The sequence below is a fragment of the Clostridium sp. KLE 1755 genome (assembly GCF_000466465.2).
Taxonomy (GTDB): domain Bacteria; phylum Bacillota; class Clostridia; order Lachnospirales; family Lachnospiraceae; genus Eisenbergiella; species Eisenbergiella porci.
Window position 1 is genome coordinate 1 of sequence record NZ_KE992745.1, and the last position, 14,538, is coordinate 14,538.

12 protein-coding genes and 1 riboswitch are annotated in these 14,538 nt (G+C 55.6%); all 12 genes read right to left on the reverse strand.

Annotation, left to right across the window (positions count from 1 at the left end; translation table 11 throughout):
- A partial coding sequence (locus HMPREF1548_RS21135; RefSeq protein WP_083493034.1) for a nicotinate-nucleotide--dimethylbenzimidazole phosphoribosyltransferase occupies positions 1–872 on the reverse strand: 872 nt, incomplete at its 3' end.
- 46 nt (positions 873–918) lie between these two features.
- Positions 919–2,361: a cobyrinic acid a,c-diamide synthase CobB gene (locus HMPREF1548_RS21140; RefSeq protein WP_021638611.1), complete on the reverse strand. Its 1,443-nt coding sequence runs from the start codon at positions 2,359–2,361 to the stop codon at positions 919–921.
- Complete coding sequence (locus HMPREF1548_RS21145; protein ID WP_021638612.1) at positions 2,358–4,547, reverse strand: bifunctional cobalt-precorrin-7 (C(5))-methyltransferase/cobalt-precorrin-6B (C(15))-methyltransferase; 2,190 nt, start codon at positions 4,545–4,547, stop codon at positions 2,358–2,360. Before HMPREF1548_RS21145 ends, HMPREF1548_RS21140 begins: the two co-directional genes overlap by 4 nt.
- The gene (gene cobJ, locus HMPREF1548_RS21150) at positions 4,544–5,305 is read right to left on the reverse strand and encodes a precorrin-3B C(17)-methyltransferase (protein ID WP_021638613.1); all 762 of its coding nucleotides are present in this window, start codon (positions 5,303–5,305) and stop codon (positions 4,544–4,546) included. Before cobJ ends, HMPREF1548_RS21145 begins: the two co-directional genes overlap by 4 nt.
- A 15-nt stretch (positions 5,306–5,320) precedes the next feature.
- Positions 5,321–6,433 (reverse strand): cobalt-precorrin 5A hydrolase, encoded by a 1,113-nt coding sequence (locus tag HMPREF1548_RS21155; RefSeq protein ID WP_021638614.1) that lies wholly within the window; start codon positions 6,431–6,433, stop codon positions 5,321–5,323.
- Positions 6,433–7,206 carry a precorrin-4 C(11)-methyltransferase gene (gene cobM, locus HMPREF1548_RS21160; RefSeq protein ID WP_021638615.1) on the reverse strand — a complete coding sequence of 258 codons (774 nt, stop codon included), beginning with the start codon at positions 7,204–7,206 and terminating at the stop codon, positions 6,433–6,435. Before cobM ends, HMPREF1548_RS21155 begins: the two co-directional genes overlap by 1 nt.
- 50 nt (positions 7,207–7,256) lie before the next feature.
- On the reverse strand, positions 7,257–8,405 hold the full coding sequence (gene cbiD, locus HMPREF1548_RS21165) for a cobalt-precorrin-5B (C(1))-methyltransferase CbiD (RefSeq protein ID WP_021638616.1): 1,149 nt from the start codon (positions 8,403–8,405) through the stop codon (positions 7,257–7,259).
- A gap of 20 nt (positions 8,406–8,425) precedes the next feature.
- Positions 8,426–9,907, reverse strand: a complete 1,482-nt coding sequence (gene cobI / locus HMPREF1548_RS21170) for a precorrin-2 C(20)-methyltransferase (protein WP_021638617.1) — start codon at positions 9,905–9,907, stop codon at positions 8,426–8,428.
- A gap of 201 nt (positions 9,908–10,108) precedes the next feature.
- Positions 10,109–10,345, reverse strand: a riboswitch (cobalamin riboswitch).
- Between the two features lie 185 nt (positions 10,346–10,530).
- Positions 10,531–11,571, reverse strand: a complete 1,041-nt coding sequence (locus HMPREF1548_RS21180; protein ID WP_035323324.1) for a MupG family TIM beta-alpha barrel fold protein — start codon at positions 11,569–11,571, stop codon at positions 10,531–10,533.
- 44 nt (positions 11,572–11,615) lie between these two features.
- On the reverse strand, positions 11,616–13,061 hold the full coding sequence (locus HMPREF1548_RS21185) for a PTS transporter subunit EIIC (protein WP_021638621.1): 1,446 nt from the start codon (positions 13,059–13,061) through the stop codon (positions 11,616–11,618).
- Between the two features lie 28 nt (positions 13,062–13,089).
- Positions 13,090–13,998, reverse strand: coding sequence for an N-acetylmuramic acid 6-phosphate etherase (gene murQ / locus HMPREF1548_RS21190; protein WP_035323326.1), 909 nt, complete (start codon positions 13,996–13,998; stop codon positions 13,090–13,092).
- A gap of 135 nt (positions 13,999–14,133) precedes the next feature.
- Positions 14,134–14,373, reverse strand: coding sequence for a hypothetical protein (locus tag HMPREF1548_RS21195; RefSeq protein WP_021638623.1), 240 nt, complete (start codon positions 14,371–14,373; stop codon positions 14,134–14,136).
- Between the last annotated feature and the right edge of the window lie 165 nt (positions 14,374–14,538).

Consider the following 14,538-nt stretch of genomic DNA (forward strand, 5'->3'; position numbering starts at 1 on the left):
AGCAGGTAATCCCGTACCTCCGGAACCAGCCTGCAAGCCGCCAGGGCGGCCACCGAGGTAATCAGCCCGTCCAGCACCACCGCAAGCCCATAGACAGCGCCCCCGATACAGACGCCGGCCAGCGCGCACAGGTCAAAGCCTCCTACAGTCTGCAGGGTGCGGAGCGTCTCATCCTTTCGCAGCCCATAAGCGGCGACGGCGGAGGCTATGACCTGTGCCTTATGCCGTACGCCTTCCTGGTCCAGGCCGGCTCCCGGGCCGGTGACCTGCTCCGCCGGGCGTTCCAGAAGCACGGAAGCCACCGCACTGCTTGTGGTGGTGTTCCCGATCCCCATTTCCCCAAGCGCCACAATATGGTATCCCTTCCGGCCAAGCATCTTTGCAGTCTCCACACCCGCGCGGATCGCCGCCAGCATTTCGGCTTCCTCCATGGCAGGCTCCCTGGAAAAATTGCGGGTGCCGTTTCTTGTCTTCCTGTGCAGAAGGTTTCCCGCTTCTATTGTTTCCTTCATTCCCACATCCACAGGGTAAACATCCGCCCCAACGCAGGCGGCCATCCGGTTGACGCTGGCAAGTCCCCTGGCGATATTTCCGGTCACCACCGTCGTCACCTCATGGCCGCTCTGGGATACTCCCTCTTCAATGATGCCGTTATCCGCACACATGACAGCCACCGCCTTCTTTTCCAGGGACACATTTTCCGTTCCCTGGATCCCGGCAATGCGCACCAGCGCATCCTCCAGAAGCCCCAGCCCGTAAAGCGGCTTGGCAATCCCGTTCCAATGCCGCCTGGCGGCTTTCCATGCCCGTTCATCAATCCCCCGTATTCGTTCTTTACAGCTGTTCAGATACTTTTCTGTTTCTGTCTCCATCTTTTTATCTGGTTGCCTCCCTGTTCTCCCCCTAGTCTGCAATGGCTTAAATACCTGCTCTATGGCCATATTCCTTCGCCGCCCTCACAAATGCGTAAGCCGCCTCTTTGTTTCCGTAAAAGTAAAGGTGCGGAAAGCCCGCATACATCCGTTTATCCGCCACGCCTGCCTTCCAGCAGGCCGATCCGCCGGTCTTTTTGGCCGTAAAAGCATCCGGCAAAAGTGTGCTGTCGTAGTAATGGAATTCGTGGGCCTTCAGCGTCCCTCCGGCAGGGCAAAGCAGGTTGTCCTTTTCCGCTTCCATGGTAATATAGCCAAATCTCGCAAGCCCGGAGGTCTTATGGCATTCTCCGTGCAGTACGCCTGCCATCCCGTATTCTTTGCCGTCTTCCCCCTGCAGCCGTTCATGCAGGTACATGAAACCGCCGCATTCTGCAATCACGGGCATGCCGTCCTTTACCGCCCTGGATACCGCCTGCCGCATGGCCGTATTTGCCTCCAGGGCCGCCGCATGCAGCTCCGGATAGCCGCCGTTTAAAATCAGCGCATCCGCCCCTTCCGGAATTTCTTTCTCCCGCAGCGGGCTGAAAAAAAGGATTTCACAGCCAAGGGCCTTTAAAAATTCCAGGTTGTCCCGATAGAGGAAGCAGAAGGCTTCATCCTTTGCCACCGCTATTTTAACGCCCCGGCCGTCAGGGCCGTCCTTTTCCTCCGGAATGCAGGCAAAGCCCGGCGCCTCCTTCGCCAGCGCAAGAATGCTGTCCCAGTCAATGGTTTCCCGCATGGTTTCGTATAAAAGCCCCAGTTTTTTCCGGAAGCCCTGGATTTCATCCGGAGCTACCAGTCCCAGCTTCCTGCTTTCAAAAGCCGCTCCCGGAATGCGGGGCAGATAGCCCAGCGCGCGTACGCCCATGGCCTCGGCCTCCCTGCGGATATCCGGATACAGCTTTGCCGGAAGCTGGTTAAAAATCACACCACGGATGTTCTGCTCTGTCTGGGCTGCCAGAAATCCGCGCAGCACCGCCAGCACGGAGCGGCTCATCCCTCTGGCGTTAACCGTGAGAATCACCGGAGTTTCCGTCAGCGCCGCGATTTCGCTGGCGCTTCCTTTTTCCGTAAAACCACAGCCGTCATAATACCCCATGACGCCCTCAATCACACACAGATCCCCTTTTTCCCGGGCAAGCAGCCTCCGCATGGTTTCCCTGTCCGTAAAAAAACTGTCCAGATTTCCGGTTTCCACTCCCAGCACCCGGCTGTGAAACATGGGGTCAATATAATCGGGGCCGCATTTACAGGCACAGGGATGCAGTCCCCTCTGTAAAAGCCCGTACAGGATACCGCAGGTCAGCGTCGTTTTTCCGCAGCCGCTTCCGGTTCCGGCTATCAGGATACGGGGACAGCCGGAAGCCCCCTCCATTTGCCGTTTAGGGGAACAGGTTCCGTCTGTCTGCGTACGCACGGGCTGATTTTCTTCTCTGTTTTTCATTCCGTCAGATCCCCCCATATGAGAAAAATAGGATTCTGCGCCTTCAGCATATGCAGCCCGCCTATCGGCTGCAGCCCTGTCACGGCAATCTGGCAGGCGCCCGCGTTCTGTAAATGGAAGCTTTCCACGCAGCCAAGCGCCTCCGATACGGTTTCCAGCGTCACGGCGCTCAGGCAAATCCGCATGGGCTTCTTCTTTTGCCGCAGCGCTTCCAGGATACCGGAAAGCCTTCCTTTGGTGCCGCCGATGAAAACAGCGTCCGGCGCGGGCAGCCCTTCCAGAACCTGGGGCGCCATCCCTTCCACTGCAGTCAGATTGCGGCAGCCAAATTTCTCCCCGTTACGGCGTATCAGTTCAATGCCCTCCGGATCGCATTCCACGGCGTATACCCGTCCTTTTCCGGCGGCCAACGCCAGTTCCACGGAAACAGAACCGGTCCCTGCCCCACAATCATAGACGATATCCTCTTCTTTTACCGAAAGCTTACTCAATATGACGGAACGCACCTCGCTTTTGGTCATAGGCACCCTGCCGCGCAGAAAGCTTTCCTCAGGGATTCCCGTGACAGGAAACCGGCCGTACCTGTCATTGATTAAAAAGAGTACGGTAAGCCCGTCCTTCCCTTCACGGCGGTACTCCCTTGCCGGATATTTACGAATTCTTTCGCCGGGGCCTGAAAGATTGGTTCCCTCATACACCAGGGTATCCCCCAGGCCGCCTGCCGTCAGCTCGGCGCAGATTTCCCCGGTCTGCCCTTCCGTCAGGACAAAGGTTTTCCGGTGGCCTGCTACAGCGGCCAGAAGATTCTCTTCTTTCCCATGGCAGCTTAAAATCTTTGCATCCTCCCAGGAGATCTGCAGTTTGGATGCGAAATAGGACAGGGAGGAAATTCCGGGCTCCACATGGATTGTGACCTCCCGCCGGCCTTTCATCTGTTCCCGGTAAGCCTCCAATGCCTGCAGAAGCTTCTTCGTCCCGCTGTAAAAACCGCTGTCGCCCGACATCAGCACAGCCGTCTGTGCTTCCCCGCTCTCCTCGATTGCCCGGCAGATGATGTCCGGCTCCCAGGCACAAAGAACCCGCCTGCCGTCCGCCGTTCCCTCCGTAAGCCCGCAGGCGTTCAGCATTCTTCCGGCGCCCGCCACCAGGCCGGCCCGGGAAAGCAGCTTTTTTACGCCCTCAGTCATGCTGTCTGCAGAGCCCATGCCGATTCCCAGGATGCTGATGTTCTGCCGGAGGCAGGGAACGGTGTTCCCACCATCAATTTGTACAGCCGCCGACGTGTCGCCGGAAAGGAGGGCCTGGCTGTTATCCGGCCTGCCGTCAGAGCCGGTATCCCGGCCGCCGTTTTGGAGCAGCGCCTTCACTTCCTCCACTGAACAGCCCTCTTCCTCCACCGGCCGCTTTACCACAACTACGGCCGCGCCCGCTCTTTTCGCACCGCGCAGTTTTTCCGGGAAGCCTCCTGCGGCCCCGGATTCCTTGGTCAGCAAGATCCGGGCATTCGTTTCACGCAGCATGGCATAATTCATCTCTTCGGAAAAAGGACCCTGCATACAGATAATATGTCTCCCGGAAAGTCCCATTTCCATGCATTTTTGCACCATTTCAGGCTGCGGCAGGATTCTTGCAAAAATACGCTTGGCAAACCCGGGCAGCCCCCGCAGCGCTTCCAGCTCCTTGCTTCCTGTGGTAACAAGAATGTTTCCTTCCATTTTTTCCAGCAGCTTTGCGGCCTCTTCCATGCTGTCCGCTTCCGTCAGCAGGCGGCTTTCTTCCTGGCCGCCGATTTTCTGCGTTATATCGGTTATTTCCGGCCATGCGGTCTCTCCTGCCACCACAGCCATTTCGGACCCGTTTTTTTCTTCCCCGCAGGATTCCCGCACAACACGGATATAAGGAAGGTTTAAAAACCCGCAGGCGGCGCGTATATTTTCCGTGGCCAGCCTGGCGTACGGATGGGTGGCATCTATCACCAGCTGCGGGCCGAAGGAACTTAATTTTTCTTCCATCTGCGCCCGATCCAAAGCGCCGGTGCAGATTTCCATATTTTCCCCGGAAGGAAGCAGCTGCTCTCCATAGGACGTGGTCACGCAGACGCAGGCCTTAATATTTTTTTCTGACAGGAATTCGCACAGCAGCCTTCCTTCCGTGGTTCCTGCAAACAGCATCACCTTCTGTATCATGTTCTCTCCTGCGCGGCCGCCGCTTCTTCTTCCAGACGATATCCTCTGGGCGTTACCATTTTGCCGTGAATATTCCTGGTATGGCTGTTTCCGATAAAAACTGTGGTAAACATATCCACCTGGGTATCCCTCAGCTCTTCCAGGGTGAGCACCGCAGCTTCCTCCCCTTCCCGGCCTATGTTCTTCACATAGCCGCACACGGTATCCGGAGAAAGATATTCCAGCGCTATTTCACAGGCCATGCGCAGATAATCGCCCCTTTTTCTGCTGGATGGATTATAAATACAGATTACGGTGTCACTTTGTGCGGCGCAGCGGATCCTCTTTTTTATCACTTCCAGAGGGGTGAGCAGATCGCTGAGGCTGACCGTGAGAAAATCATGAGACAGCGGCGCACCCAGCAGCGCGCCCCCGCTGGCTGCCGCCGTTACTCCCGGAATCACCCGTATCCGCTTCATCAGTGCTTCGTCCCGGGCCGCCAGTTCATATACCAGGCTTGCCATGCCGTAAATTCCGCTGTCACCGCTGCATACCAGCGCCACCTTTCTGCCGTCCTCTTCCTTTTGTATGGCAAGAAGACACCGCTCCTTTTCCTGCTTCATAGCCGTTGCCAGAAATTCCTTTTCCGGAAACCAGGGACGGATCAGATCCACATAGGTGGTATAGCCCACAATCAGATCGCTGTCCTCCAGCGCCCGGACAGCTTCCACAGTCATGGTTTCATAGCCCCCCGGGCCAAAGCCTACTATATATAACATCGTTTCCTCTCCTTTTCAGTTACCTTTGTCATTTCTGTAAAAACGGATAACCGGCATACGCTGCGCCGCCGCTATGGTAATGCCCCCGGCCGCCTGCCTGGGCACAAGGAGCCTTCCGCCGCCGCTTCCCAGAACCGCCGCCCGTTCACAGACATTATCCACGCCCACCGTTTTCCTGACGAACCCGGACGCTTCAAACTTCCCAGGAACCGCCTCCAGCTCCTGTGCGGTAAACGTAAGGAAGGGCGCCCTTTCCGCAAATGCCAGCTCCAGGATGCCAGCCTCCTTTTCCTTCAGGCTGATGGAGGCGAAACGGGCAATCCGCCTTTTATCCAGATCGAATTTCTGAAATACCGTCTGCAGAAATTCTGAAATTTCCGCCCCGCTCCTTCCCTTTCTGCAGCCGATACCCACTGTCAGATCTTTCGGGATCAGCCGGCAGGTAACCGGGAAGCGGACGGCCTGGGGCTGCGCTGCAATAACAATGCCGCATTCCGGCAGGCCGCTGTCACCTTTTTCCCCTTCTTCTGCCAAACGGGGCCGCAGCAGGCCATCCCCACCCTTTTCACACGGCACAAGCAGCTCCGGAAGCTCGCCCTCCCAGGGCAGTTCACTGTAAACCCCCACCTTTTCCCCATGCAGCAGCCTGCCGGAGACTTCCTTTATCCGCTCCCGTTTTTCAATAAAAAGCCCGTTATCCCTGGCAAAAAGATCCACCGCAAATACGCCGTTTAAATCCGTCGCGGTGGTAATCACCGGCTCTGCGCCTGTGAGCAGGGCAACCTGCCGGCACCAGTCGTTACCGCCTCCCAGATGCCCGGACAGCAGGGAAACCACATGCACCGCATGTTCATCCATCACCAGCACCGCCGGATCCCGATCCTTTTCTTTCAAAAAAGGCGCTATGGCACGCACGGCGATTCCTGCGGCACCGATAAAGATAAGAAGCCCGCAGGAAGAAAACAGGGTTTCCGTCAGGCTGCGCACCTCCCGGAATGCCGTCTGTCCCTCCAGCGCATATTTATAGAAGGAATAGCCTGTACAGGAGAGTTTTTTACGCAGCAGGGCAGCCAGTTCCCTGTTTTTCAGGGCTCCCCTTGCCGTAAAGGAAATAATCGCCGCTTTCATTATGTAGTCCCGTCCTCTCCCCTGCGCGCCTGCCTGAATTCCGTGGAAAAATCAGCGGCATACAGGCGGGAAAGCTCGTAATCAGAACCCAGGACCTCTCCCACAACAATCAACGCCGTTTTCCGGACGCCGGCTGCTTCGGCAAGCTCCGGCAGCTGCTTCAATGTACCGCGCAGGATTTTTTCATCCTCCCAGGTCACCTTGTAGCAGACCGCGCAGGGGGTATCCGGGGAAAGGCCGCCCGCCAGAAGCTCTTCCCTTACCTGCTTTAAAAGTCCTGTGCTCAGGAAAAGGACAAGAGTGCTTCCATGGGCTGCCAGGCTTCTCAGCCGCTCCCTCTCCGGCACCGGGGTACGTCCCTCCATCCGGGTGATGATCACCGTCTGAGAGACGCCGGGAAGCGTATACTCCGCCTGCAGAGAGGCCGCAGCGCCGCAAAAGCTGCTGACGCCGGGACAGACCTCAAAGGCTATGCCGGCTTCCTCCAGCCGATCCATCTGTTCCCGGATGGCTCCATACAGGCTGGGATCCCCGGTGTGCAGGCGGACGATGGTTTTTCCTTCCCGTTCGCCCTGCACCATGACCTCCACCACTTCCTCCAGCGTCATGACGGCGCTGTTGTAAATCAGACAGCACGCAGGCGCCGCCTTCAGTAGCTGCGCATTCACCAGGGAGCCTGCATAAATAATAATATCCGCCCGTTTCAGCAGTTCCTGACCCCGGACTGTAATTAAATCCGGCGCTCCCGGACCTGCTCCCACAAAATATACCATATCCTTCTACCTCTCCATTGGTTTTCGCATCATTTTGTTCCCGGTTCCGTTTACTGCGGTTCCCGTCCGTATTCCTGCTGCAGCCGGGAAAGCAGGCCGTCCGCTCCGGGCGTTTTCCCCAGGATACCGAATTTATTGGAAAAAACCACCGCCTCTGTCTGTATGCTTCCGCCGGTGCGGTGTTCCAAATGGCCCGCTATTTTTTCCAGCAGGATCGCCATGGTTTCTTCAAAAGGGCCTTTTTCCCGAAGGATTTCCAGCGCCTCCTCCGTCGTATTGGAACGCAGCAGCGCCGCTGCCGTCCCTGCTTCGCCCCCGGCCAGAATCGCACAGGAAGCAAGGGTTTCCAGACGGGCATCCGCCCAGCGGGAATGGGTGTTCATTACGCCGGTTCCCAGCTTCACCAGCTTGCCGATATGCCCTACCAGGAGAACGCTATCAAAACCGGTTTCCACTGCCTTATCCAGAGCTTCCCCGATATAATTGCTGCATTTCACGCTTTTTTCCTGTTCCAGATGCAGCGCCTCCTTCAGAAAATCCATTCCGTAGTTTCCCGGGGTGAGAATGATTTTTTTCCATCCCTGCGCCGCCCTCTGCTTCATTTCCACTTCAATGGTGTCAAGCAGCGCCGCCTCGCTCATAGGCTCCACTATCCCCGTGGTTCCCAGGATGGAAAGCCCGCCCTCAATTCCCAGCCTGGGGTTGAAGGTTCTGCCGGCAAGCCTCACGCCCTCCGGTATGGAAATCAGGACACGGATGCCGCCGGTATAGCCGTACTGCGCGCAGATATCCTCCACCGCCCGGGTTATCATCCGCCGCGGCACCGTGTTGATGGCGGCCTCCCCCACCGGCTGATCCAGCCCGGGGAGCGTGACTCTGCCCACGCCTGTGCCGCCTTCCAGCCGGAAACCATTCTCTGCTTTTTCCACGGAAGCAAAAATAAGGATCCCGTTGGTAATATCCGGATCGTCCCCGCTGTCCTTTCGTATGGCGCAGGATACCCGTTCCTTTTCCTGTAAAATTTCTTCCACATCCAGAAGAAGCTTCTGGCCGGACGGCGTCACAAGCTCCACGTTTTCCGTCCTTTGCCCGCCAAGCAGCATTTGCGCCGCCGCCTTTGCGGCCGCTGCCGCGCAGGATCCAGTGGTATAGCCGCATCTTAGCTTCTTTCTGTTTTTATATACATATTGTTCCAGCAATGCCTTTCCCTTCTCCGTGCTCAGTTTGGCTCCGGACGGATAATAATCGTGGTAAAATAGCTGTTCTTTTCCTCCGCCGCTGCGGCAGAGGCCTGTACGAAGCGCTCTCCCGGCAGTCCGCAGTCGCTGGCAATCAGGGCGTCCTTTACCAGCCCGTTCTCGTGCAGGTACTTCCGTATCTTTCCCAGCTTACCGCCGCTTTTCATCAGCACCTTGGTGCCCTGAAGGGGGAGATAGCTTTCCAAATCCCCGCATCCTGCCGGGATTACCATTAACGGCTGGGTGCCGGAAACCAGAGGTTTTCCGGTTTTCGCCGCAATGTCGCAGAAGGAGGGAACCCCTGCGCATACTCTCACCGGGAAGCCCGCCTGCGCCGCTTTCCGGGCCACATAGGAAAAAGTGGAATAGATGGAAATATCCCCGATATTCAGCATTGCCACATTCAGCCCGTCCTTCAGGTACGCGGCAAGCTGTCCGGCAATTTTTTCATAATTATCTTCCAGCACCTGTCTGTCACGGGACATGGGGAAATCCGTATAAACGATCTGTTTTCCTGTTAAATCCGCCGCCTGCCTTGCAATGGAGAGCGCCAGGGTATTTTCCCCTTTGGTGCGGGGAACCGCCAGCACCGGGCATTCCTGTATGAGCCGGACGGCCTTCAGCGTAAGCAGCTCCGGATCCCCCGGCCCTACGCTCACTCCGTAAAGGACGCCCCGGCAGGCTTCCTCCAGCTGCTTCAAATGTCTTACATAAAGGCTCCTGATCTCCGGGTATTCCCCCATCCCTTTTACTATGCAGCGTACCTCAAAGCCTTTCCCCTCCAGGACGCTTTTCCAGCTGCCTTCCTGCGCGCCCGCCATATCCGTATGGGCATGGTCTCCTGCCACAAGCATCAGGGGTGTCAGCACCGCCCTTTTTAAACCGCTCTTTTCCAGCTGACTTGTCACGTCCTCCAGATCGGGCTTCGCTTCCACGGTTCCCAGGAATACATCCCCGCACTCCATCTGTGCCCACAGCTCCTGCAGCCTGGTATAAACCACATTATTTTCATGCTGGGAGCCATGTCCCATCAGAACCAGGGCTTCGCCCTCTTCTCTTGGAAAATGATTGGCATAAAAATCTGCAACTCTGTGCAGATCCTCCTCCGTATGCAATAGCGGCGCGCCGATGTCCATCCGTCGAAAGCTTCCGCGCAGGACCTCCGCCTGGGCGCACAGCTTTTCATACTCTTCTCCCGCCAGTAAATGGGTGGGCTGGATAAGAACCTCCTCAATCCCATCCGCCGCCAGTTCCCGCAGCGCGTCCTGCACATCCGGGATATGTACTCCCCGCTCTTCCCAGATCCGCATGATAACGGAACTGGTAAAGGCCCTTTTCACCGGCATTCCGGGAAAATTCTCCGCAAAATCCTCTTCCAGCGCCCCTATGGTCTGCCTGCAGCTGTCTTCATAGCTTGTGCCGAAGCTGACCGCCAAAATTCCTCTTTTTCTTATTTTCTCCAATGTCCTTCTCCATCCCCGTGAGCGACCGGAAGTTTTTTAAAAGCTGCTGTTAAGCACTTACAGCCGCGCAAAACAGCCATAAAAAAAGTACCGTTTTCTGCCGCCTCCACGCGCGCAAAAACCGGTACTAAAAAGCAGGCCTTTCATCCTTCTCAGATAAAAAAGCACTTCCTTTTGCACCCGGCCATCGCTCGTAACCGATGCATTCTTCATGAAGGGCAGGTCTTCTGGCTTCGGAGTCCTTACCGTATCTTTCCTTCCCGGTTTCCCAGTGGAGTTGCGTAACACCAAAATCCTCATGGATTTATGGATTACGGTTTCTGTAAGATACGGCTCGTCCGTTACAGCGGCGGGACCGCAGGGGAATTACACCCCTTTCCCTATTATCCCCGGAGCACGGCTGCTGCCGTCCGGGGCACCTCTTCATTTTCTCTTATTCCCGCCGGATGCCTGACATACAAAACTTCTGTCAGGCCGCCGCGGGGAAAATACCCGTGCTTCCAGGCATGCCGCATCTGCGGCCGGGTATTTCACTGCATTACTTCGTATTATATACGACTGCCGCCCATGCCGCAATCCTTTCTTTAAACTTTTTTCTTGTACTTTTTGCAACAGGGTACTGCTCAGACAAATTTTATGCCAAGCCCCTGTCTGATACAGGATAGATACCGTAAATGCTCCGGTGCCACCTGTCCGATGATATTCAGCCGCTCATCTGCGGGCAAATCCACACGGGCCGCCTCCAGCTCTCCCATATACCTCCGGTATTTTTCATTGGAAAGGCTGATGCTGCCGGCGGACCGTTCACAGATTCCTTCCGGCGGTATCTGTTGCCTGTACTGCCTGGATTCCTGGGAACGGAACACCAGATCGCTGGAATCCGGCCGGTCGTGGTGAATGATGTTTCGGACAAAAGAATATTCCGGACGTATTTTTGCCCGCAGCCGCACATAATTTTGACTCAGCGCAGCTATATCCTCCCAGTCTTTTTCCCAGACATCCACATCTCCTATGAGAACCGTACCACACATCCCTTCATAGAAAAGCTCCAGCATATTTAAAAGCACCTCGTCCCGCCGCCCCCGATGCTCCTCCACCGTAGGAAGCCCTTCCTGAAGCGGCCCCCGCAGCTCCTTATTCCCGGGCACAAAGCCCATGGTGTCAAAACCGAGACAGCGCAACCGCCGGTTTATTTCCCGTACGCTCTCCAGGGAAAGTGCGGTGAACTGCTTCGGATAAAAGTTATGACAGGCGGTAAAGCGGGTAAAATCCGCCCCGGCCGCCTTCCATGCCCGGATGTCTTCCTCCGTAATGGTGGAAGCGTTAAATACCACATGAAATTTTTCCGCAATGCGGACCGTTTCCTGTGGTGAAAAGCCGTAATCCAGACGGACATGGGTAATCCCGGTATTTTCCAGCTCCTCTATCCTGGAAACGCCGAGCTTTTCCAGCGTTTCCGGCCCCACATCCACAATCAGCTGCAGGCCTCCCTCAAAACAGCACTTCAGCATGCGCCGGATATTCTTTTTGTATTCCACCCCATTTTCCTCCGGGATATGGAGCGAAGTAAAGGCATATTTCACGCCGCAGGCCGACGCCTTACGGATTATTCCCTCATTTTTTGCCGCTCCGGTTGAAAAGTACAGCGAAATTCCTGTATTCATAATATTTCCCTTGCTCCAAATCTGTTCCCTGGCCGGGATTCCCATCAGTCTCCATATACTTCATTGATCCGGTCCTCATCCACGCCGAAAAAATAGGTCAGCAGAAAGCCGCCCGCATAAGCGATCGCGATGGATACCACAAAGCCCATCTGCTGCCCCGGCTGGACAATGAGAAGGCCGAACAGTCCGGATACTCCCTGGGAAATGGCGCCCAGATGGAACAGGGCTGCCGCCGCGCCGCCAAAGCCTGAACCAAGGCAGGCCGTCAGAAACGAACGGCCCAGCGGCAGGGTGACCGCATACATCATCGGCTCCCCGATTCCCAGAATTCCTACCGGGACGGAATCCCGGATGTAGCCCTTAAGCTTCTTGTTCTTCGTCCTTAAATACAGCGCAATGCCGGCGCCCACCTGACCGCCGCCCGCCATCATCAGAATGGGGAGCAGATAGTTGATTCCCTTCGTGGCGCCCTCCGGATCGTTGAGCAGCGCATGGATTGGCGTCAGCGCCTGATGCAGTCCCACGGACACAAGGGGAAGGAAGCCGGCGGAAAGGATATAACCGCCCACCACGCCCAGCTTTTCATATACGAAGGTAAGTACCGTGAAAATCCCGTTCGTCAGCATGGCGCCCACAGGCTGGATGATGAGAAGGACCGCAAGGCCGCCGATTATCAGCACAAGCAGCGGGCTGATAAAGGTATCGATGATATCCGGCATGATCCTGCGTATCTGTTTTTCCAGGAAAGCGAAGAAAACGCCTGCGATAAGCGCGGCTAGGAGTCCGCCCGCCGCCGGATTGAAAACAGCGTTGGTAAAGGGCAGCGTTATCTGTTTATCGTCAAAGGTGGCAAGAAGAGGCATTGCTGTATTGGCAATGGACATCGTGCCCGCAATTGCACCCAGCACGCCGGAGCCGCCGAATTCCTTTGCCGCATTAAAGCCCACCAGTATGGGAAGGTAGGCAAACAGCGCCCAGCCCATGGTCCTGATACATTCATACCACCACAGCCCGGACAGCGCGCCGTCCGTGGAGACATTGATAACATTGCAGATGCCGTTGATCAGGCCGGCGGCTATGATGCCGGGCAGCAGCGCCACAAAGATATTGGCAATCTTCTTTAAAAAACGCTGTACCGGTTTGTCATGCTTTGCCTTCTGTTTTTCTTTGTTTTCCCGGGTCAGATCCGACACGTTTTCCTTTTTTGCAGGCGCCGCGTCCGGATCCTCCGCCACGCCCTTGGCCAGTCCGGTCAGCTGGTAAAATTCTTCCAGCACCTTATTCACCTTCCCCGGCCCGAACACGATCTGCAGGGTATTGCTCTCCACAACTCCAAGAACGCCCTCCACCTTTTTGACGCCTGCCAGATCCACCCTGGACATATCCCGGATGCCCACGCGCAGCCTTGTCATGCACGCGGCATTGGAGGATATATTTTCTTTGCCGCCCAGCTTTTCCAGCAGCTGTATGCTGATTTGTCTGTAATCCATTTGCCAGCCTCCTTTTCTCAGCTTTTACTCATTTTAAGGTACTCGTTTTAAGGGCTTCCCTGATTTTGCCGTGGGCAGCCTCCAGCTTACTGGCGGCTTCCGAAGCGCTGCAGTGAAGGAGAAGCATTGTGATCGCAGTTTTCACATGTCCCTTTGCCTGCTTCAGCGCTTCCTCCGCTTCTTCCCTTGTGCATCCTGTGGCCGTCATTGTGATGTTTTGCGCGCGCACCACCAGCTTTTCATTGCTCTGCTTCACATCCACCATCAGGTTTTCATAGGCTTTTCCCACGCCGACCATACTTCCGGTGGAAATCATATTCAGCACCATCTTCTGGCAGGTCCCCGCCTTCAGACGGGTGGAGCCGGTCAGGACCTCCGGGCCGGGCTGGGGCTCTATGGCAAGCCGGGCCTGTCTGCCCACCTCCGAACCTTTATTACAGGCGATACCTACGGTTTTGCAGCCGACGGATGCTGCATATTTCAAGCCGTAGATCACATAGGGCGTCCTTCCGGAAGCTGCCAGCCCGATCACGATATCCTTGCTGGTAAGGCCCAGTTTTTTCAAATCCTCTTCACACAGCGTCCGGCTGTCCTCCGCACCTTCCACCGCTTTTATGAAAGCGCCTTCTCCGCCGGCTATCAGCCCCACCACCCGGGAGGGATCCACGCCGAAGGTGGGCGGGCATTCCACCGCATCCAACACGCCCAGCCTTCCGCTGGTTCCGGCTCCCAGGTAGATAATCCTGCCGCCGGCCTCCAGGCTTTCCGTCGCCCATTGGATCGCCGTGGCTATTTCGGGCAGCACCTCTTTCACCGCCTTCACCACTTTTTCGTCTTCCTGGTTCATCGTGCGGGCTATTTCCAGCGGAGTCGTTTCATCCAGCGCCATAGTATCCGGATTCCGGGACTCTGTTGTTAATTTTGACAGGTCAAGCATAAGCTTTACCTCCTTCTTTTTCATATCTTTATTAATATGCGTCCGACAAAACCGTTTCATACAAAATTTATAATTTCTGTTTAAGGTCTTTTCCATAAAAAAAAGAGCCTGGATTCAGACTCTTTTTTTATGGCTTCAGTACAGCTTCAAACATTGCAGGATACAACGATAGACAGACTCCGCGGAATCGAACGGCCCGACCCCTTTTCCCAGGATATACTCTGCCGCCTCTTCCCACTCTTCCAGGGTGTAATCCTCTGCCTCCATTTCCTTCAGTGTATCGTAGATATCAGGCCAATAGGGTTTATAGTGCAGGTCTGATAAAAAAGTCAGCCCGGCTCTTTTTGACAAACTTTCCAGTAATGTTTTTCTCAATGTATGTCTCTCCCTCCGTTTATCTCTGATATCTGCGGCAGAGGAATCTGTCTCACTGCCCGTTGAACACTACATAATGATGATTATGTGGTAACAAACATAACTTAAAATAAAATACATATTAATTTTAGCATGTATAAATGAGAAATACAACTAAATGTAACG